Source organism: Streptomyces sp. NPDC055189 (assembly GCF_053606765.1).
Genome location: NZ_JBSGSG010000059.1, coordinates 1 through 20577, shown reverse-complemented (window position 1 = coordinate 20577; position 20577 = coordinate 1). Strand labels below are relative to the sequence as shown.

Genomic DNA, 20577 nt, shown 5'->3' with positions numbered 1-20577 from the left:
CGGTGCCGATGACAGTCCGCCCGACGAGGGCGGCCTGCTGCCGCCGGGAGAGAAACCGTACAGCCGGACCGGCCGGGAAGCGGACTGCTGGATGAGCCCAGGCGCCGTTCGATAGCGCCGCCGTACGCCTGCCCCGGCCAGCCATTCCCCCTCGAGGAGGAATGGCAGTGGGAACACGACTACTACGACCACACCCGCCACTCATCCCTGCTGCACCAGACCTACCAGCACGGCTCGGTGCTGCTGGCCAGCGACAGACCCGGTGAATACCGGACACTGGTGGTCACCGGGCCACAACGTGGTCGAGTGTGGTGCTCGGCGACGGATGCGCCGCACCCCATGCCGACGACCCGCCCGATCAGCCGGGGAGCGATTTCCCGCACCGAGTAAGGGACTGGCATACCGGACACGGGCCGTGGCACACCACGTAGCGTCATCTCAGCCCGCAGCCCCGCGCGGGGAGCAACTGCCTTTGTTGAGCCGGCGCTTGTGGGACTGTCCACCCCGCGTATGCGGGGAGCAGGACTTGATCTTGTCGCGAGCCCCGGTCAGACCGGGTTCATCACCGCGCGTACGGGGAGCAGCAGCCGCCGGAAAGGTGCAGCGACAGAGCACCTTCAACTGCGCCACGCTGCCCATTCCTGTGCGACCGAACTCCCCTGCCCCGCCCTCGATGACGAGGCGGTGACGACCGTACTGGCCGCCGTCCACGACGCGGTGATGGAGCTGGAGGCCGTACGCCAGAGGCGGACCATCGAGAACGCGGCCTTCGCCAACCTCTGGCGCGGCCCGTGAGCCGAGCCCGCCTCCGCGGGCTCGGTCAAGTCCGACGGCAACGGCAACGGTGATGCGGCCGCACGGCCGTCGGCTGTTCCTACAGCATGTCCGTAGACCACTTCCGGCCCGGGTCCTGCGGCTCGCACCTGGACCATGGGTGTGCGTCCGGCCCACAGCCTGGTCACGGTGTCTCACAAGCCCATCGGAACCCCGGCGGCGGTGCCCGTTCCGGGCGGAAAACGGGTGTAACAGGGCGGGTAAAGGCAGCCGGGCGGCAGGTCGGCAAATCGGGGTGACAGGTCTCGACCTCGCGGGCATGATCGGTCAGTTGTTCCGTCACGTCTGACTTCGGGGGTGCGTCACGTCCATCCACCGCGAGCGAGCCCGGTCGCTGCCTTGGGCTGCCGCTGATCCTGGCCGGAACCCTTTCGACTGGGACGAAGACGAGGCGGCACAGCTGACGGCGCTTGTCGTCCCGCTGGTGCCTTCCGAGGCCGACCGGACGGCTGATCCCGGCCGGATGGCGGACTTTCGATTCATCGACAAGGTCACCGTGCTCCTGGTGTCCCGTTACGGCCGGTGGGCCTGCGGCTGGGACTACTCAGTCCACAACGGCGGTCCCGTTGACGCCTGGTGCTGCCATTCGCACTCGGTTGGAGAAGCGCGGGAGACCGCCGAACGCGTCGTGACCTGCCTGCTGGAGTGGCGTGACTGGCTGGAGGACGTAGCCGAGCGGTTCGAGCAACTTGCGCCGCATCCCGACGCGGACGCCGAGGACCGAAGCTGGCATCTGGAACGCGCGGTGACCCGCCTGGTCACCGCCGTCGTCAACAGTACCCACGCCGAGTCGTCCTGGTATGGGCTCTGCGATACGACGCTGACCTGGTTCCTCACCTCCACCGGCGTGGGCCTGGAAGAGGCGGATAAGGCGGTGGAAGCCGCTATCGGTGGCCGGTTCAAGAGCCACGTTGCGCCTGCCCCGACCCTGGTCGACACGGTTGGAGAGGACCTGGCGATTCGCCTGACCGGTCGCGGGTTCTATCGTGAGCGATGACGCGCCGGCAGCATGGTGCATGGTCGCAGCGTGGTGCAGGTCGGGGAGCAGGTCGACTGGTCCTCGGCCGCGGGCATAGGCCCAGCACCGGTGCACCCGGCCGTCGACGGGCTCGCTGCCTGATTCGACGGTCCGAACCGGACCGTCTTCGGCACCCGGATGGCGCCGCCCGGCTGCTCTCTGCCGTAGCGCTGCCCCGCGTCACGGCCTCAGCAACAGTGACGCTCAGCAACAACTGGCCGCGGTGGCGGAGGCGAAGAAAGCCGGCCCCGACACCATGTTGCAGCTTCCGTGGCTGGTCGTCGCATCGGGCGATGTCGTGTTCGGGCGCCTGATACCGACAACCACCCCTTGACGGCACAAGCTGTCCTAGGTGCCCGGCCCAGTAGGCCGGGCACCACCAACGTGACGGACAGGCGGCCGTCACGTCGGCGTGCCGCCGTGCCTCTCCTCCGTCCCCCGCCGCGAACGACACGGTCGGGAATGACCAGGGTCCACGGGCCGATGCCGAGCATCGATTCCCCTGCCGGCACAAGGACCGCGAGCAGCCTCACGAGCCACCGAACAGATTGCATCGCGTCCGCCGGACGACGCCCGCACGGACCATCCGTACCGCGTCATCTCGGATACGCCGCCCGAGCCCCCCAGACTCCCATTCGCGCAGAATCCTCTCGGGTGGGGCGGACTGGGCGCGGAAGATGCTGACGTGCCCGGCCCTCGCGCTGCGGCGGACTCCGCGGGTATCCAGGCTCTTCCGGCAACAAAATCGACGCGAAGTCGTGGACGAGGACGTCGGATGCGTACTGCGGCCGCGGGGAACATCGGTACAGCCGTGGCATTCAAGGCACGGCTTGGTGGCGTCTATGTGTCTCCTGATGCCCTCTCGGATGGTCGACTACGAGCCTGCCCTGGCCCTTCCTGTTCGGACTCCGCCGTTGATGGGAGGGCCGCGGCGGTGCAGTCGAGGACGCGGTGGAGGCCGCGCTTCTGGTGATCTTCGTGCCGCTGTCGCTCCGCGCCTACACGCGCAGAGGACGCTGACCACTCCAGGCATCTGCCCCTGGGAGCCGATCGCCACTCACCGCACCGGACCGGCGCCCAACGGCATAGGCCACCGCAATCGATGAGAGACCGCGCACTTCACACCGCGTCGGTCGAAGGAAACGCACCACCGGAATCGCGCTGACATCGACACCAACACCATGGAGACGCTATGAGCCTGTTCCGACTCGACGCCAGCATCCTTCCCTGCACGTCCGCCAGCGCCGAACTCGCCGACCTCGTCGAATCGGAGTGGACCGCAGTCCACCCGGACGTGCCGGTGGTACGCCGCCACCTGGGCACCGATCCACTGCCCGCCGACGCCTGGGCACACGCCCACACCGGCAACTTGACGCCCGAACCCGACCGCACTCCCGCCCAGCGCGACGCGCTCACCCTCGCTGGGTCGCTCACCGCGGAACTCGACTCCGCCGAGGCGGTGGTGCTGGCCGTGCCGCTGTACAACTTCGGCGTCTCCCAGCACTTCAAGACCTGGGTGGACCTGATCATCGCCGGGTCGCCCCTGGGTAGTCCGGTACTCAAGGACAAGCCGACCTTCCTGGCCACCGTGCGAGGCGGCGGCTACGCCCCCGGCACTCCGCGCGAGGGCTGGGACCACTCCACCCCCTACCTCAAGCGCATCCTCGCCGACGTGTGGCAGGCCGACCTCGTCGTCATCGAACGCGAGCTCACCCTTGCCGCCACCTCCCCCGGTATGGAACACCTCCAGGACCTCGCCGCCGATGTGCATACCAAAGCCCTGGCTGCGGCCCGCGACGCCGGCCGTGAAACCGCAGCCAAGTGACGCTGCCCGCTTCGGCGCACTGTGCATCCGCCGGGCCAACGACGGTTGATCGACTGTGCGGTCAGCTCGGGGCGCGGTTGCGGCTTTGCCGCCCGAGCCGAAGGTGTTTCACGGACGGTGAGCGCCGACGCCGAACCGGTCGGGCACGTCCGCCTTGGCTACGCCCGCGCCTCGACCGCCCGGCGGTGCCTCGACGCACAGCTCGGCTCCCTCGCCGAGGCCGGGGTGGCGCGGGTCTTCTCGGAGAAGATCTCCACCCGTGCCACGAAACGGCCCGAGCTGGAGGCCCGCCGTGAAGCTCGCCGGGAAGAGCCGCTCCTCCGGCGCCGCCGTGACCCTCGTCGTCCACGAGCACAAGCGGCTCGGCCGCCGGGTCGTCTGCAGGAGGGGCTTCCTGACGCGCCGCCGTCTGCACGGGCGTCCTCTCGAGCCCGGCCGCCGGCAGGGCCGCGCACTGACGGGAACCTTCTCCGTACCGAGGGGGCGGGCAGGGTCAGGGGTGAGCAACGCCCCCGCGTGCGCACCGGGCCGCTGCGCACGCGGGGGCTTGTTCACAGGCCCTAGTTCAGAGGAGCGACCAGGCCGAAAACGATCTCGCCAGCCGTCATGGCACATCACGGATCGTCAGATCCGGCACGGCTTCCGAGGCGCTCGGCGGGCTGGTGTGCGCTGCCGGGGCCGGGGCCCCGCTGCCGGTGTAGGAAGGGAGGTTGGCCACCAACTCGGTGAGGGCCGGGTCGCCGGCGTAGCGTCGCGTGTGCAGGTCGGCGATCTTCTGGACGATGTCCGGGTCGTCGCTGTCGGTGGTGTCGTAGGAGACGAAGGACTCCAGCAGCGGCAGACCGATTCGGTCGGTGCGGGCGTGGGAGGGCGCCATGAGGTACTCCCAGTAGCCGTCGAGATTCTCCAGGAGGAAGACGGCGCCGTACTCGAACTCGCCGCCGATGTCTCTGCCCACTACATAGCGTGTGACCGCGTCGATCGACTCGCCCTGGTTGCGCAGGCTGGCGAGGGCCGCCTCGCGCTGCTCGGCGGTGGCGGTCGCCTTGAAGGTGAAGCGGTTGTGGTGATAGATCATTTCTCTCCCCTGGCGGTCTGCGGGCGGCTTTCGATATGCGCGGTGGGGGCTGACCAGTAGCCGAGCAGTGCGGTCACCGCCTGGTCGGCCAGGCGCAGGGCGCGGTCGAAGCCGACGTCCTCGATCGACCCGATGCTCGCGAGGCCGTGCAGCGTGCCCCACAACAGGTCGCAGGCGTCCTCGACACTGGCAGGCCCGGCTGCGCTCTCGGCCGACCACGCACCGATGAGCTGCCTGGTGAAGGCGATCACGTCGGCGGCGGCGGCGCGGCGGGCGGCGGCATCGACGTCCGTGCCGGGCGCGCCCGACACGAGCTGGTACAGGCCGGGCCGCGACCGGGCGAACTCCAGGTAGGCGACCGCCGCCAGGTGCGGGCCCCGTGCGGCCGGTTCACCGGCCACCGCGGCCCGCATCCGCTGCGCCAGCTCGCCGTTGGCCCGCTCCAGCAGCGTGTGCAGCAGGGCCTCTTTGCCCGGGAAGTGCTGGTAGATCACCGGCGCGCTGTAGCCGATCTCGGCGGCGATCCGCCGGATGGTCACCGCCCGCCAGCCTTCGGCTTCGGCCATCCGGCCCGCGGCCTGAAGGATCTCGGCGAACGTCCGCCGGCGCACCTCTTCCCGCTTCCCCACCACAACCCCTAACGTCGTTAGTACTCCTAACGCCGTTAGTATTTTTGGTACTCCCTCACCTGTCAACCCCACACGGCCAGACTCGCTGGCGCCGATAGGCACTGCCCACGGCCGTCACCCCCGGGACTGCCAGCTGCCACGCAAACACCACCCAGGCCCAGCACACCTCGCAAACAACCCGCCACCCGCCACCCCCCACCGCACCTCACAGACCCGGGAACCGAACAGCCACTCCTCCGCACACGCCTGGAACGACGTTCAAAGCCTGCGACTCATCGCGCGCCCGTACCTCAATGCGCCGCCCCTTGGCCAGTACCCGGCTGCCTCCGGCCCGCCCGAAGGGCGTCGCGTCCCGCGCCGGTGTGAGACCAATATGGCCAGCGCCGCGGCCGGATCCTCACCGCACACGACTCCAACCGGCCTGTCGCCGACCGTGCACCGTGCGCAGCCGCAGCCCTGCAACCGTGCACCGTGCGCATGGCCTGCTGCCCGCGACCTTCCCTAGAGTCGGTTCCGCCCGGCCAGAGGGTTTCGGTCCACGAACCCGGTCGTCGATTCAACTGGCCGGCCGTTCCATGCCGTGACGTCCCGTAGACGCGCAGCGGCCGCCTTGCCCTGCACAGCCGATGAGCACAGCCGATTACAGGGGGAAACATAAGGAGACACAGGGCTTTCGCCGCCCTGGCCGCGATCGGTGCGGCTGCCGTGCTGGTGTTGCCTGCATCCGGGGCGCAGGCAGCGGCCTACCCGACGTGTAACGCCGACACGGCGGTGTTTGTGAGCAGCACACGTTTCGTCGTACAGCCGGTATACAGCAAGACGGGTTCCTCGACACGCGATTGCGTGATGGGGCGCGGCGCTCAGAGCAAGGCCGTCCGCCTTCTTCAGAAGACACTCAACACCTGCTACGGCCTCGACACCGGAGGGCAGGACGGCATCTACGGCGAGAAGACCGAATCCGCCGTGAGAACCGTGCAGGGCCGAGAAGGCGCTTCCGTCGACGGCGAATACGGCCCGGAAACCCGCAGGAAGATGGACTGGATCTACTACCGGCGCCCGGACGCAGCGCAGATGAGCTGCGCGGAGCCCGGCGTCTGACCTGTCTGGCTCAGAGCTGTCCCGCAGCCGCTGATCTCGGTGCCATGACCGTGCGTTGCGTGGCCCCGTACACCGGCACAGGAAGGAGGATGCCAGCCAGCGGGCGGGCGGTGACCGCCCCGTCCGCCGCACCCGCCCCCGCCCAACAGGCCGGTGCATCCGCCAAATGCTTCGGAAACCTCAGCAAGAGCAAGGCAGGCGTGGCGCGGCCGCTCTACAGGACCAGTGACTCGCTCGCCTTCGAGACGGCCTGGAAACGCACCAGCACCGTGGACATGCACCTCTACAAGTGTTGAGCGCGGTTCCTGGCCTTGCCGGTTGGCTCCGGCTCCCCCAGCCCTTGGGGGGCAACCGGCAAGGCCCGGCTGCACCCACCGGCCAGGTTCAGAAGTACAGAACAGGGCTCCTCCACGTCCCCCGGCGCCCCGGCAGACCCGGCGCCGAGCACGCTCGTGCAGACAACCCGATCGCTCAGCCCCTCTTGGGGCTGGGGAGTAATCGGAAATCCGCGCGCTTCAGCAAAATCGCGCCACGGATGAGGACACGTCATAGCCGCGATCGTCGTCACCCGCACATGGCCGGCGCCAAAAGCATGACGCCGCCCACCGCTGCCCCTCCCCCAACCCGCACATCGCGCCCACCGTCTTCTGCGGCCGGAAGGCGGTGCAGGGAATGCGTGAGCGGACCGGTCGGCCCGCGCAGCAGCAGCGGGCGTCCCGGGCCGAGGCCGGCTGGAGCGTGCAAGCCATCAGGGCCCATCGCGGGGGTAGTGGGGTGGCATGAGTGGACTTCGGTGGACGGCGGGTGTGCTCGCGGCGATGTGCGTGTTCGGCGTGGCCGTATGGGCGCTGGCACGGTCGGTGTTCGACGCCGGTGACCCGGTGTGGTGGGGGTACTTGGCGGCGTGCATGCTGGGAGGCGGGCTGCTGGGGCTGCGGATGCGGCGGCGGGAGAGGCGGAGATCGCGATAGGCGGACGGGCACCGGCTGGTCTCCACGCGTTCCGCAGCCTGCATGTTGCGGCGCTTCGCGACCAAGGCAACCCGGCCACCGGGCAGGTGGAACAGCAAATCGGTCCGGATCCCGTCGTTCTGATAGCCCGTCAGGCTACCGGGCAGTGCGTCGAAGCTCTGCAGCGGATGCGCCGTGTTGCCCCCGGCGAAGAGCGCTTCACCGGCCGCCGTCAGCATGCCCAGCCCTGAGCTTTCGGCGACGATGCCGCGGATATGGCGCGAGCTCGCCGTGAACGCGCGGCGATCGAGCCGGAGTGGGCCGTCGGCCCCAGCGGCCCGGAGGTAGCTGACAAGGAGACAGTTGCGCAGACGATGCCGTCACTCACAGGCCCGGCTCTATGGTTTCCGGTCTGCCTCTTCGCGCTGTCCCCCATGGGCAGGTGCGTGGCGACGTCGCAGTCGCAGGAGCCGGCCCGGACCATTACGCATGACCGAAGGGGGCGGGGGTGTGGCCTTCCCAGATCTCGCGGGATGCCTGTTCAGGGTAGGGCAGAGTCTTCGACTCGGCGTCCAGGACGCGGGTGAGGTGCCCGGCGGGCCGGTGGGCGGGCCAGCCCGCGTCGCCGGTGGTGATGAAGCGAACCCATGCCTCCTGGAGTTCGCGGGAGAGCGCGACGGCCTCACGAGTCGGCTCCTGGCCGATGAGCTGGATGGCGACGGGGCTGTCGAGCGTGCCGAACGCCAGGGGCAGGTCGAGGCTGTGGCAGGCGCCCAGGATGCCGCCGAGGGCCGGGGCGGCCCAGCACAGTTCGAAGAGGTACGAAGTGCCGCCGGCCGCGGCGTTCGCCTCGGCCAGCTTCTGTGACGGCATGCGGAAGAGGGCGTCGGAGTACACCGTCTCCACCAGCTCCTCGGGGCCTGCCTGCGGGAACGCGGCACGGTAGGCCCGCGCGCCGTCCGGTTGCGGGGCGAGCAGTTCCAGGGCTGCGCGGGCGTCCTCCTCGGTGAAGGTGCCGTGCCGACCGCTCACGACGCTGAAGTAGCGGAATTCGTCCCGGGCGTGACCGACGAGCAGTTCGGTCCCGTTCGCGCGCCCGCCAGTCAGCGCGGGCCAGGGCGTTTCCGGGAGGACCTCGCCGTCGACGACGGGGCACAGCGCGGTGCCGGTCTCCGTGAGGCGTCCCCAGCTGTCCCGGTGCGCGTGGAGGCCGGCGTTGAAGGAGGTGAGCTCGGCGGCCAGGTGCCATGGGTCGATGTCGCGCAGGGCCTCGGCGGTGGGGGCTGCGGCGCCGAGCCGGTCCGCGAACGCGGCGGTGACCTGCCGGGCCAGCGCTGGGGTGCTGTGCAGCCCCGGCACCGAATGGGCGATGGCCCGCCGGAACAGGCCACGCGCGGACTTCATCGTCAGCAGCGCGGCGACCGAACCCGCCCCGGCGGACAGCCCGCCCACGGTGACCCGGCCGGGGTCGCCTCCGAAGGCGGCGATGTTGCGCTGCACCCACTCCAGCGCCGCGATCTGGTCGAGGAATCCGCGGTTGGGCGGCGCGTCGTCGAGGAACGCGAATCCCTCAGCGCCCACGCGGCAGTTGATGGTCACCACGACGACTCCCGCCCCGGCCAGCGCTGCCGGGTCGTACATCGGGTCGCTCGACGCCGCCGAGAGATAGCCGCCCACGGGGATCCACACCAGCACCGGCAGTCCCGCCGCGCCGGGATCCGGAGTGCCGACGTTGAGCGTCAGCCAGTCGGTGCCCTGCGGGGGCACGTCGATCGGCAGGGACAGCGGCACCACAGGGCCGAACTCGGCCGCCTGCCTCGTTCCCTCCCAGTGGTGCGGCGGCGCGGGCGCGGCGAAGCGGAGCGCTCCGACGGGGGGTTGAGCGTAGGGGATGCCGCGGAACACCGCGTGGCCCTGCCGCCGGCGCCCCTGCACCACGCCTTCCAAGGTCCGCACCTTCGGCCCTTCGGACATGACGATTCCCTCCCTCGAGTGGACCCCTGGATTATGGGTCAGGTGTATTATGTCGACTGTATTGGAATAGTGCCGGGGGTACGAGGGGGCCTGCGATGCCGAAACAGGTGGATCACCGCGGACGCCGCGAAGCGATCGCCCGCGCACTGTGGCGGGTGGTGGAGCAGCGTGGCGTCACACAGCTGACGATGCGCGTGGTGGCGCAGGAGGCGGGCATGTCACTCGGGCAGCTGCAACACTACTTCGCCTCCCGGACCGCCATGCTCTCCTTCGCCATGGATTTCGCCTCCGAGCAGACCTCGGTGCGCGTACACCAGGGACTCGAAAAGCTCGGTGCCCCTCCGCACCCCCGTGACGTGCTGCGACTGACGCTCGCGGAAATGCTCCCCCTGCATGCCGACGCCCGCGCGACCAGCCGGATGAGCGCCGCCTATGCCCTGGAGGCGCTGCACGACCAGACCGTGCACGAGCAGGCGCGCCGCGGTCTCACCCAAGGGCGGTCCCTCGTCGAGCAGTTGGTCCGCCAGGCGATCACCGACGGGCACATCGACCCCGGCCGCGACCCGGCGATTGAGACCAACCTTCTCCTCGCCCTCACCGGCCTCACCCCCCTGATCGAACTCGACGTGATCGCCCCCTCAGACGCGCTCGCCGCGATCGACGCGCATCTGGAAAGGCTGTTCAGCAGTACGTGACCCGCCCCACTCCCCCGCCGAGCCGCCCCGGGCAGAAGCACACCCCACCCCAAGCCCCCTCGGTGACGCCACCACTAACCGACATCACAAACCCGGCCAGCAGGCGACTTGACCAATATGCCGAAACGCCCCCGGCCCAGTCGCACAGCCATGCCAGGCTGCGCGTCCACGGAAGACCACAGGCGCGGCTTCCGGGACGGGCAGCGACGGTGCGGGGCTACCCCGGGCCCTCCCTCAGAACCCGACCGAGTGCCTCCCGGCCCGCAGGTCCCCACCTCGGCCTGCCACCGGGAAGACACCGCTCCCCGCTCTGCCCCATGACCATCAAGAAGGGGCTCTTCACAGCGGCCAGCCCCCGCGCCTGCCGGATCGCCGCCTCGCCTGCAAGCGGCCGCCACCCCCTGTCACCTCGGCAATGCTCCCGCTGTCTGGCGCACATGGCTGCATCCCTGGTCACCCACTCGCTCCGGACAGCAGCGACCGCTTGACTCGGAGCGCCATCCCCATCTCACGCGATGACGCGACCATGCCCTTGGTCCTGCGTATTCTCCCCTCGGCCCGAACGTGTTTCACTGCGGACATGACTGACGCAGCATCAGATAATGAAGCGGACTACATCGTCGTGGGCGCCGGCAGCGCAGGCTGCATCGTCGCGCGCAGGCTCGCGGACACCGGTGCGAGCGTCATTCTGGTGGAGGCGGGCGCGGATCGGCTCGATCGATCGCGTGTCATCCGGGTCCCCGGCATGATCTCGATCATGCACTCCGTACCCCAAGTGAAGAAGCGTTTCGATTGGGGCTACTACACGACTCCGCAGGAGCACGCGGGGGGCCGCCGGATTCCCGTTACCCGCGGCAAGCTGCTCGGCGGCTCCAGCGCCATCAACGGCATGCTCTTCGTGCGCGGCCACCGGCGCAACTATGACGACTGGGCCGCGGCCGGCTGCACCGGCTGGTCACACGACGAGATATTGCCCTCCTACAAGCGCATGGAGGACTGGGAGGACGGCGCGAGCGAACTGCGCGGCGCCGGGGGCCCGGTGGCGGTGACCCGCCAGAGCGGTCTCACCCCGGCATCCCACGCGCTGGTGGAAGCATTCGGCGACGCGCTGGATTCACCCCGCAACGACGACTACAACGGAGCCGAACAAGCAGGCGTCGGCGTCGTGCAGATGAGCGCCCGCGACGGTGTCCGCTACAGCGCCTCGCACGCCTATCTCGGTGACGATCGACCGGCCGGCCTGAAGATACGTCCGGCGGCCATGGTGACGCGCGTGGTGCTCGAAGCGGGCCGGTGCACGGGGGTGGAGATCGCCGACGGCCGCCGGCAGCGGCAGATACTGCGCGCCGGGCGCGAGGTCGTGCTGTCGGCCGGTGTGGTGGGCTCGGCGCAGATACTGCTGCTCTCCGGGATCGGTCCCGCCGAGCAACTGCGCGGCCTGGGGCTCGATGTGGCCGTCGATCTGCCGGTCGGGCGAAACCTCCACGACCACCTCTTCGTGCCGATGACCTTCCTCGCCCCCAGCGCACAACACCGCGGCACCGCACGCCACTTCTTCGCCGGGATGGTCTCGGAGTCGGTGCGCGGGGGCGGCTGGCTGGGCCGTACCGTTTTCGAGGCGATGGCCTTCGTACGGACTGCCGCAGCCGAAACTCCCGCCGATCAGCCCGATCTGCAGCTGCTCGCCCTCCCCTGGTCATATCCGAGCCCCAACCAGGACGCGCCCGTCCGTCACGCCGTCGACAAACGGGCGGCGCTGACGGTGATGCCGACGCTCATCTACCCCAAGAGCCGCGGTGAGCTGCGGCTGGCCTCCGCCGACCCCGCCGTCGCCCCACTGATCGACCCCGGCTTCCTCTCCGATCCCGACGACGCCCGTTTCCTCGTCGCCGGAATGAAACTCGTGCGGGAGGTCATGGCGCACAAGCGCCTCACCGAGGTCGTCACCGGCGAGCTTCATCCCGGCCCGGCGGCCGCCGACGAGAGTGACCTCGCACGCGAGCTGCCGCAGCGCATCCACTCCGTCTACCACCCGGTCGGCACCTGCAAAATGGGCGGATACGAGGATGAGGACGCCGTCGTCGATCCTGAACTGCGGGTGCGCGGCATCGAAGGCCTGCGCGTCGCCGATGCCGCCGTGATGCCCAGCATCACGGGCGGCAACACCAACGCTCCCGCCATGCTGATCGGCGAACGGTGCGCGGAGTTGATGAAACAACACGGCAAGTAGCAAGCCGGGCCAACCCCACGCGTGCGGGCAGCAGTTGGTGTGCCGGTTGACGTACGCCACCAGCTGACTCTGACGCACAAGATCCAAACCAAGCGGTCCACTTGGCCGCTCCGGGCGTCACGGCCGGCCGCAGATTGCCGAGGTGGGCGCACGCTGACAGACACGGTGCAACTGTTGCCGAACGTCGGCGAGGCGAGCTTCCGTGTCTCGTACCGCCATGCCCGTGACGCGGATGCTCGACGACCTGTTCAGCGGCCTCTGGGCGCGCGGGAGGGCTCAGCCCGAGGTCCCAGCAGCAGCCATGGCAGGTGTGTCATTTTCCTGGTCCATGATGCAGTGGGAAGTGAGCCGACTGGTCATCCTCAGCATTCACTCGCACGACGCCAAGGAGGCGCGATGGGAGAGGAATTCTGGCGGACGATCCGGATGGCGATGCAGCAGGACAACTGGACGGCCCGCCTCGTGGTGGTGCTCTGCGTCCCGCGACTGCGCCGCTCGCCGCCCGCCGCCCGCCGCCCGCCGCCTACACGATCAGCGCTGCGCGGTAACCGCCCTGGCGTCAGCAGGTGGCATGACGGCCGGCGCGACAGCCTCGCCCGGTGCCGGACCGGCCACTTCATCCCTGCTGGAGAGATCGCCCGCCGGTGCAGTGCTCAGCACGGGCGGCGCGTGTGCGGCGATGGGCTCGCATAGGTGACTGCAATCGGCGTAATCGACAAGGAGCCGCGCCCGTGCTCCTGTCGAGCCTTGCAGCCCCGGTGCCGTCTCGTAAGTGAAAGGTGTCCGGCTGGCGAGTGCGGCGATCCTTCAGGCCATAGAGGAGCGAGCAGAGAATGTGGGCACCTCTTCCCCACAGGCAGACGGACGGCACGGACATCCTCACCTCGGCGTACGACGTGGCATCGGCGGTCCGCGGCCAGGAAACCGCCCGTTCGGACAAGCACGCTCGGCGGACTTCACGCATTCACAGACGGTGTCAGGGCATACGGGCAGCTACGGCAACTCGACTGCAATAGAGCACAGATGGGTGTGATGTCATGTCCTTCCCCGAGCATCCCCAGACCTCCGGAAACTACGGGCAGACTCCCGAGCACTCCGGGATGCGGCCGGGCAACGGAATGGCGATCGCCGCTCTTGTTCTCGGTATTCTGGCGATCCTGCTCTTCTGGACTGTCATCGGTGGCGCACTGCTCGGCCTGCTGGCGGTGATCTTCGGCATCATCGGCGCGCGCAAGGCGCGTGGGGGCCGGGCGCCTCACGGGGTGATGTCGATCATCGGCGCGGTGCTCGGCGGGCTCGGCCTGATCGCGTCCGGCGTGATCATCGCGATCGGCGCGTCGATCCTCAATTCGGACGAGTACAAGAACTTCGACGACTGCATCAAGCACGCCGACACAAAGAGTGAACGTGACGCGTGCGCGAAGGACTTCGACCGCGAATTCAACGACTGACCCGCCCCGAGCCCCATGCCGTCGGCATCCGAACGTCTCCTATTCCGCGTCTACTTCATGCGCCGCAGGAAGATCAGTGACTTCAGGAGTGTCCTTTGGCCTCGCTTAAGAGTGAGCACTGGCCCCACCTATAAAGGGCGGGGAACCGTTCCAGAGGGTCTTGACCCCACCAGGACTTGGGGGAATCGCCGAGCTCCGCGACGTAGGCGCAGAACGCGCAATAGCACCGCTCTTCATCGAGCTGCTCGGTCGGTGCCGGTGCTGCGCACTGAACCAAGGGCTCACCTCCGGCTGCTGGCTCACTCCCCCGTCTCCGTCGTCCCGCCGGAAGTCGGACCGATCGTTTTGAGGGCAGCGTCGGTGGGCGGGCGGGTGGGCAACACTGCATCACTTGAGGGCGGTTGACCGTGCCTTATGCTCCTGAGCATGCGAGATGACGAGGGATTGGGTCGCATCACCCTGGCGCAGGTGGCCCAGGAGGCGGGGGTCTCCATTTCGACTGTTTCGAAGGTGCTCAACGGGCGGCGCGACGTGGCGACTCCGACCCGCGTGAAGGTGGAGCGCATCCTGGACGAGAGCGCCTACCGACGCACCACTCGGGCCGCTCGCGAGGCGCCGCTCATCGAGCTCGTCTTCCACGAGTTGGAGAGCGTGTGGGCACTGGAGCTCATCCGCGGGGTGGAGAAGGTGGCGAAGGCCAGCGGTGCCAGTGTGGTGCTCACCGAGAGTGGTACGCGGCATGCGCCGGGGCCCGAATGGATCGAGGGTGTGCTGCGGCGCAGGCCGCACGGTGTGGTCCTGGTCTTCTCGACTCTCCCCAGCGCGGCGAAGCAGCAATTGCGGTCGCGCTCCATCCCGTTCGTCGTCATCGACCCGGCCGGTGACCCCGACCCGGACGTGCCCTCGGTCGGGTCGGCGAACTGGAACGGCGGCCTGGCCGCCACGCGGCATCTGGTCCAGCTCGGCCACCGGCGCATCGGCATCATCACGGGCCCCGAGGACATGCTCTGCTCGCTGGCCCGGCTCGACGGGTACCGTTCGGCGCTCAGCATGGCCGGGCTGCCGGCCGACCCCGAACTCGTCCGGTTCGGCGACTTCCACGTCGAGGGCGGTCGTGAGCGGGCGGCCGAACTGCTCGATCTGGACAATCCGCCGACCGCGGTCTTCGCGGGCAGCGACCTTCAGGCCCTCGGCGTCCTGGAGGCGGCCCGGCTGCGGGACCTGCGTGTCCCGCACGATCTGTCCGTGGTCGGCTATGACGATGTGCCCCTGGCCCAGTGGTCGAGTCCCCCGCTCACGACGGTGCACCAGCCCCTGCGACAGATGGCCGAGGGGGCGGCGCAGATGCTGATGCGTCTTCGGTCGGAGGAGCCGGTGGCGACCAGGCTGGAGCTGGCGACGAGTCTGGTCGTGCGCGAGAGCACGGCGGAGTGCCGACAAGGCCGATGACGGCCTGTTCAGCCTGTTGCGGGCCGGTAGACGCACAGCGCGTCTCGCGACGCTCCGAAAAACTTTCGGAGAGATGGTCGAGGTGATTACCCGTCACCCTGGCTGGTTCTCGCCTCGGGGCGTCAGATCTGTTTCTGTGTGGCCCAGTTGACCCTGTGGCCAGGTGCGATGGTGCGCGGTGGAGGATGGTCGCGGAGCTAAAGTTTCGCTCGATACGCCGAAACAGTTGACAGTGTGTAGGCCCGCCATCAACCTATCGACGTCGACACACACCTCAATGGCTGTGCAGCCTCTCGCTGGCCCCACCAGGAGGAAGCATGAACCTGAGCGACCCGCCCCCCGTACCCCCGATGAGCCGCCGCGCTTTCATCGGCACGGCCGGCGCCCTGGCACTCGGCGCCTCCGCGCTGACGCTGCCGGGTACCGCGTACGCGGACACGACCATCACGACCAACCAGACCGGCACCAACAACGGTTACTACTACTCGTTCTGGACCGACGCCCCCGGGACGGTCTCGATGACCCTGTCCTCCGGCGGCAGGTACAGCACCTCATGGCGCAACACCGGCAACTTCGTGGCCGGCAAGGGCTGGGCCAACGGCTCCCGCAGGACCGTGAACTACTCGGGCTCCTTCTCCCCCTCCGGCAACGCCTATCTGACGCTCTACGGCTGGACGTCGAACCCGCTCGTCGAGTATTACATCGTCGACAACTGGGGCACCTACCGGCCCACCGGCACGTACAAGGGCACCGTCACCAGTGACGGCGGCACCTACGACATCTACCGGACGACGCGGTACAACGCCCCGTCCGTCGAGGGCACGCGCACCTTCGACCAGTATTGGAGCGTTCGGCAGTCGAAGCGCACGGGCGGAAGCATCACCAGCGGCAACCACTTCGACGCGTGGAGCCGAGCCGGGATGCCCCTGGGCAGCTTCAAGTACTACATGATCATGGCGACCGAGGGCTATCAGAGCAGCGGCAGCTCCAACATCACCGTGTACTAGACGAGTTGGCCGCCCTTTTTGATGATGGTTGCGGCGGTCGCGCCGCGAGCCGCCCATGGACCGGCAGCGCGCGACCGCCGCCATCTCCAGGTGTCGCAACAGATTCCCGAGCCGGAGGACCCACTGATGAGCATGCCCTCACCTCACTCGCTGCGTTCCCTGACGGCAGGGCTGGCCGTCGCCGCCATGGCCGGTGCATGCACCCTTGCCGTCGATGGCGCCGCCTCGGCGCAAGCCGCCGCCTGCACCGGCTACGTCGCCCTCACCTTCGACGACGGCCCGTCCGCCGGCACGTCGGCCCTGCTCGACGTGCTCAAGCAGAACGGGCTGCGCGCCACGATGTTCAACCAGGGGCAGTACGCCGCCGCCAACCCCTCCCTGGTCCGCGCGCAGGTCGCCGCCGGCATGTGGGTCGGCAACCACAGCTACACCCACCCTCACTTGACCCGGCTCAGCCAGTCACAGATCGACTCGGAGATCTCCCGCACCCAGCAGGCCATCGCCGACGGCGGAGGGGGCACGCCCCGCCTGTTCCGTCCGCCGTACGGCGAGACCAATGCGACGGTGCAGTCCGTCGCGGCCAAGTACGGCCTGACCCAGGTCATCTGGGACGTCGACTCACAGGACTGGAACGGCGCCAGTGCCGATGCGATCGTGCAGGCCGCCGCCCGGCTCACCAACGGCCAGATCATCCTCATGCACGACTGGCCCGCCAACACGCGCGCCGCGATCCCGCGCATCGCCCGGGGGCTGGCGGCTCGCGGCCTGTGCGCCGGCATGATCTCTGCGCAGACCGGCCGCGCAACGGCTCCGGCCTGACCGCCGCAAGCCCGGGGTCCTGCACGACGGCGCCTCCCCCTGCGGCACCTGGCGTGCCGCAGAGGGAGGCTCGCGAGAGGCCGGCTATCGGAGCCCGGCCGCTTCGGCGTCGGGGGGCGTCCGGCGCCGGCTCACTCGGCCTCGGGCCGCGCGTGGGCGGGGATGGCGGCGGGCCGCTCACCCGCACTCGTGACGGTGACGCTCCGCCCTGTGCCGGACGCGGTGAGCAGGCACTCCATGATCTCGAGTACGTGGTAGGCGAGTTGGCCGCTCGCGCGGTGCGGGGTGCCGGTGGCCAGGGAGCGGGCGAGATCCGCGATGCCGTAGCCGCGGCCGGCTCCCGCGTAACCGCCCTGGACGGGGACGTCCTCCCATTGTCCGGCCCCGGCCCTGAAGTGGCGCACCGGTCCGTCGAAGCCGTTGGGGTCGGGAACGGACAGGGAGCCGTCGGTGCCGTACACCTCGATGCGCGGCAGGACGCCGGCCCAGACGTCGAAGGACATCACCAGCGTGGTCAGCGCCCCGCACTCGTGCTCCAGGACGCCCGTGACGTGGGTGGCCACCTCCACCGGGAAGGCGGTACCGGCCCGCGGGCCGCTGGCGATGGTGCGCACCGGGCGCGAGGTGGATGCCATGCCGACCACTGTGCGTACCGGGCCAAGGAGCGTGACCAGGGCGGTGAGGTAGTACGGGCCCATGTCGAACAGGGGGCCGCCACCGGTCCGGTAGTAGAACTCCGGGGCGGGGTGCCAGAGTTCATGGCCCGGCGTGACCATGAAGGCGGTGGCGGCGACGGGCGTGCCGAGCTGCCCCGCGTCCAGGACCGCGCGGGCGGACTGCACCCCTGTGCCCAGGACCGTGTCCGGAGCACAGCCCACGCGCACGCCCGCGCGGTCGGCCGCGGCCAGCACCGCCCGGGCCTCGGTGGTGGTCGCGGCCAGCGGCTTCTCGCCGTAGACGTGCTTGCCCGCGGCGATCGCGGCACGGGCGACGTCGGCGTGCGCGGCGGGGACGGTCAGGTTGAGGACGAGGTCGACGTCCTCGGCCGCGTACAGCTCCTTCAGGCCGGTGGCGCGAGCGCCGGGGACCGTGGCCGCGACGGCGGCGGCGCGGGTCTCGTCCAGGTCGGCGACCGCGGTGACGGACAGGTTCGGCAGGGTCGCCAGCGTCCGCAGATACGCCCCGCTGATCTGTCCGGCGCCGACCACCCCGATGCGCAGGGGTGAGCGGGCCTTCACCGCGTCGCCCATGCCATGCCCTTCCTGATCATCGCGTCGGTCTGGGGCACCTCCAGGTCGGCGAGGCTGTGTCCGAGTGTGGTGACGAAGACCCGGCCCTCGCCCCAGCGGCGCGTCCAGGTCACCGGTACCTGTGTGCCCGCGAGATCGGGGTGGTCGGGGTCGTGGGCGTACAGGGAGGTTGCGAGCACGTCGATCGCCGGGTCGACGTGCAGGTAGTACTGCTCGGTGGTGACGGTGAAGGCGTCGATGCCGGCCAGCACGGGGTGATCCGCCTTGCCCGGCACGGGGACGACCTCGAAGGTGCTGAACTCCCGTGCGTGGTGCACAAATTGACCGCCGGTCATCAGGTGGTAGCGCGTCTGGGCGCGGAAGGCGTCGATGATGCCGCCGTGCCAGCCGGCCAGACCGGTGCCCGCGCGGACGGCCCGGCTCAGACCTTCCGCCTGGGGGTCGGTGATCTCGCCCATCGTCCAGCACTGCACCACGAGATCGGTCGCGGTGAGCAGGTCCGCGTCGAGGTAGCTGTCGAGGGTGTCGGAGACCGTCACCGCGTAGCCGTCCTCCTTCAGGGCGGTGACATGACGGTCCGAGGCGGCGACGGGGGCGTGCCCGTCCCAGCCGCCGCGGACCACCAGAGCCCGTTTGCAGGCCGTGGTGCGGGAAGGGGCCATGAGTCGTCCTCCGGGGGTGTCGAATGCGGCGGCGAGGAGGCGTGGCCGCGCAGGGCCGTGCGTCGCGCGCGCAGGGCAGAGGCCTTTGCACGGTCGGGGAAGGGTGCGCCGGGAACTTCCGGGAATCTTCCGGCAACATCGCCGCAACTTAAGGCCGCTCCTCACCTCTGTCAACGGGGCCGCCTGCCTCGCGCCGGCCACCGCCAGGGCGAACCGACCGGAACCGTCCCGGCGCGGGAGGTCCGCGCGCATTCGTACGACGGTCACGAAGGGGGCGCCGCCGTGTACGTGTGGGGCCAACTGGCCTGACTGGTCGGCGTTCTGGAGGCCGGTCACGCTGGGATCAAGGGCCTTGCGTTCGGCCGGTCGTACGGACGGGGGGCTTGACCGGCGCGTGGTCGACGGCATGTCCTACGGTTTCCGGAAGGCATCCGGAAGGCATCCGGAGATTTACGGATGACGAGTCGACGGAGGTGGGGAACGTGGCCGGGGAAGGCGCTCAGCGCAAGGCGACCACGCGGAGCCCGGACGGGCCGGCCAAGGTGACGATCGCCGGGATCGCGCGGGAGGCCGGGGTCTCGGTCCCGACCGTCTCGCGGGTCGTGAACGGACGTTCCGACGTGTCACCGGCCACCCGCGCCCGGGTGGAGGAGCTGTTGCGGCGGCACGGCTACCGGCGCCGGCCGCCCGCGCCCGGGGACCGTGCCGCCCTGCTCGATCTGGTCTTCAACGACCTGGACAGCCCGTGGGCCGTGGAGATCATCCGCGGCGTCGAGGAGGTCGCGCACGAGGCGGAGGTGGGCACGGTGGTCTCCGCCATCCATGACCGGGCGGGCGCGGCCCGGCAGTGGATGACCAATCTGCGGGCCCGCGCGTCCGACGGCGTGATCCTGGTGACGTCGGTCCTGGAGCCCGGGCTGCACGACGAGTTGCAGCGCCTGGGCGTGCCGCTGGTGGTGATCGACCCGGCAGGATCGCCCGCGACCGAGGCGCCGATGGTCGGCGCCACCAACTGGGCGGGCGGGATGGCGGCCACCGAGCACCTGCTGGGCCTCGGGCACCGGCGGATCGGGTTCATAGAGGGCCCGCCTAGGCTGCTGTGCTCGCGGGCCAGGCTGGATGGTTACCGGGCCGCGCTCGACGTGGCGGGTGCGCCGGTGGACGACGAGCTGATCGTGCCCGGTGACTTCTACCACGCGTCCGGATTCAGCGGCTGCCAGCGGCTGTTGGACCTCGCCGAGCCGCCTACCGCCGTTTTCGCCTCCAGCGACCAGATGGCCCTGGGCGCGATCGAGGCGCTGCGCCGGCGCGGCCTGCGGGTGCCCGAGGACATGAGCGTCGTCGGTTTCGACGATCTGCCGGAGGTGCGCTGGAGCGCGCCGCCGCTCACCACGGTGCGCCAACCCCTGTCCGACATGGGCAAGTTGGCGGCCCGCACCGTCCTCGACCTCGCGCGGTCCGTGGCACCCGCATCGCCGCGCATCGAGCTGGCGACGGAACTCGTGGTCAGGGCCAGTACGGCGGCCCCGCGCGAGCAGTAGTGCGGCAGGCACCCGGACGGGGGTGGGGAAGGGCCATTTTTGTTTAGGCGGTGTAACCCCCCCCAGG

Annotated in this window: 17 protein-coding genes and 1 pseudogene; 12 read left to right on the top strand and 6 right to left on the bottom strand. The window is 69.7% G+C overall.

The annotated features are described in order from the left end of the window. Positions 1-663 precede the first annotated feature (663 nt). The 3 genes and pseudogenes from ACWFR3_RS31710 to ACWFR3_RS31700 all read left to right on the top strand — a co-directional run. Positions 664-795: pseudogene (locus ACWFR3_RS31710) on the top strand (GPP34 family phosphoprotein); the annotation flags it as partial. A 463-nt stretch (positions 796-1258) separates the two neighbouring features. Further along, positions 1259-1831, top strand: a complete 573-nt coding sequence (locus ACWFR3_RS31705; protein WP_453738103.1) for a hypothetical protein — start codon at positions 1259-1261, stop codon at positions 1829-1831. A 1213-nt stretch (positions 1832-3044) separates the two neighbouring features. After that, positions 3045-3677 (top strand): FMN-dependent NADH-azoreductase, encoded by a 633-nt coding sequence (locus ACWFR3_RS31700; protein ID WP_453738102.1) that lies wholly within the window; start codon positions 3045-3047, stop codon positions 3675-3677. Positions 3678-4281: 604 nt separating this feature from the next. Here the strand turns inward: ACWFR3_RS31700 and ACWFR3_RS31695 are convergent. Both ACWFR3_RS31695 and ACWFR3_RS31690 read right to left on the bottom strand, forming a co-directional pair. Beyond that, on the bottom strand, positions 4282-4755 hold the full coding sequence (locus ACWFR3_RS31695; protein ID WP_453738101.1) for a Dabb family protein: 474 nt from the start codon (positions 4753-4755) through the stop codon (positions 4282-4284). After that, positions 4752-5384, bottom strand: a complete 633-nt coding sequence (locus tag ACWFR3_RS31690; RefSeq protein WP_453738100.1) for a TetR/AcrR family transcriptional regulator — start codon at positions 5382-5384, stop codon at positions 4752-4754. Before ACWFR3_RS31690 ends, ACWFR3_RS31695 begins: the two co-directional genes overlap by 4 nt. Positions 5385-6089: 705 nt before the next feature. On the opposite strand from ACWFR3_RS31690, the gene ACWFR3_RS31685 reads away from it, so the two are divergent. Together ACWFR3_RS31685 and ACWFR3_RS31680 are read left to right on the top strand one after the other, a co-directional pair. Next, complete coding sequence (locus ACWFR3_RS31685) at positions 6090-6482, top strand: peptidoglycan-binding domain-containing protein (protein WP_453738099.1); 393 nt, start codon at positions 6090-6092, stop codon at positions 6480-6482. A gap of 89 nt (positions 6483-6571) precedes the next feature. After that, entirely contained in the window at positions 6572-6778 is a 207-nt protein-coding gene (locus ACWFR3_RS31680; RefSeq protein ID WP_453738098.1) for a hypothetical protein, read from the top strand. Between the two features lie 452 nt (positions 6779-7230). On the opposite strand, the gene ACWFR3_RS31675 is transcribed toward ACWFR3_RS31680, so the two are convergent. Together ACWFR3_RS31675 and ACWFR3_RS31670 are read right to left on the bottom strand one after the other, a co-directional pair. Beyond that, entirely contained in the window at positions 7231-7671 is a 441-nt protein-coding gene (locus ACWFR3_RS31675) for a hypothetical protein (RefSeq protein ID WP_453738097.1), read from the bottom strand. A gap of 244 nt (positions 7672-7915) precedes the next feature. Then, the gene (locus ACWFR3_RS31670) at positions 7916-9406 is read right to left on the bottom strand and encodes a carboxylesterase/lipase family protein (protein ID WP_453738096.1); all 1491 of its coding nucleotides are present in this window, start codon (positions 9404-9406) and stop codon (positions 7916-7918) included. Positions 9407-9501: 95 nt separating this feature from the next. Between ACWFR3_RS31670 and ACWFR3_RS31665 the strand changes: the two genes are divergently transcribed. The 6 genes from ACWFR3_RS31665 to ACWFR3_RS31640 all read left to right on the top strand — a co-directional run bounded on the left by ACWFR3_RS31665 (position 9502) and on the right by ACWFR3_RS31640 (position 17057). Then, a complete protein-coding gene (locus ACWFR3_RS31665; RefSeq protein WP_453738095.1) occupies positions 9502-10101 on the top strand; it encodes a TetR/AcrR family transcriptional regulator in 600 nt (199 codons plus the stop codon). A gap of 580 nt (positions 10102-10681) precedes the next feature. Next, complete coding sequence (locus ACWFR3_RS31660; RefSeq protein WP_453738094.1) at positions 10682-12331, top strand: GMC family oxidoreductase; 1650 nt, start codon at positions 10682-10684, stop codon at positions 12329-12331. Between the two features lie 1037 nt (positions 12332-13368). Beyond that, positions 13369-13782: a DUF4190 domain-containing protein gene (locus ACWFR3_RS31655; protein WP_453738093.1), complete on the top strand. Its 414-nt coding sequence runs from the start codon at positions 13369-13371 to the stop codon at positions 13780-13782. 414 nt (positions 13783-14196) lie between these two features. After that, positions 14197-15231, top strand: a complete 1035-nt coding sequence (locus ACWFR3_RS31650; protein WP_453738092.1) for a LacI family DNA-binding transcriptional regulator — start codon at positions 14197-14199, stop codon at positions 15229-15231. 350 nt (positions 15232-15581) lie between these two features. Further along, positions 15582-16238, top strand: coding sequence for a glycoside hydrolase family 11 protein (locus tag ACWFR3_RS31645; RefSeq protein WP_453738145.1), 657 nt, complete (start codon positions 15582-15584; stop codon positions 16236-16238). A 132-nt stretch (positions 16239-16370) separates the two neighbouring features. Then, positions 16371-17057, top strand: a complete 687-nt coding sequence (locus ACWFR3_RS31640; RefSeq protein ID WP_453738091.1) for a polysaccharide deacetylase family protein — start codon at positions 16371-16373, stop codon at positions 17055-17057. Between the two features lie 131 nt (positions 17058-17188). On the opposite strand, the gene ACWFR3_RS31635 is transcribed toward ACWFR3_RS31640, so the two are convergent. Further along, positions 17189-18307, bottom strand: a complete 1119-nt coding sequence (locus ACWFR3_RS31635; RefSeq protein ID WP_453738090.1) for a Gfo/Idh/MocA family protein — start codon at positions 18305-18307, stop codon at positions 17189-17191. Continuing rightward, positions 18292-18969 carry a ThuA domain-containing protein gene (locus ACWFR3_RS31630; RefSeq protein WP_453738089.1) on the bottom strand — a complete coding sequence of 226 codons (678 nt, stop codon included), beginning with the start codon at positions 18967-18969 and terminating at the stop codon, positions 18292-18294. The genes ACWFR3_RS31635 and ACWFR3_RS31630 overlap by 16 nt, the downstream gene beginning before the upstream one ends. 482 nt (positions 18970-19451) lie before the next feature. Between ACWFR3_RS31630 and ACWFR3_RS31625 the strand changes: the two genes are divergently transcribed. Continuing rightward, positions 19452-20510: a LacI family DNA-binding transcriptional regulator gene (locus ACWFR3_RS31625; protein ID WP_453738088.1), complete on the top strand. Its 1059-nt coding sequence runs from the start codon at positions 19452-19454 to the stop codon at positions 20508-20510. Positions 20511-20577: the final 67 nt, after the last annotated feature.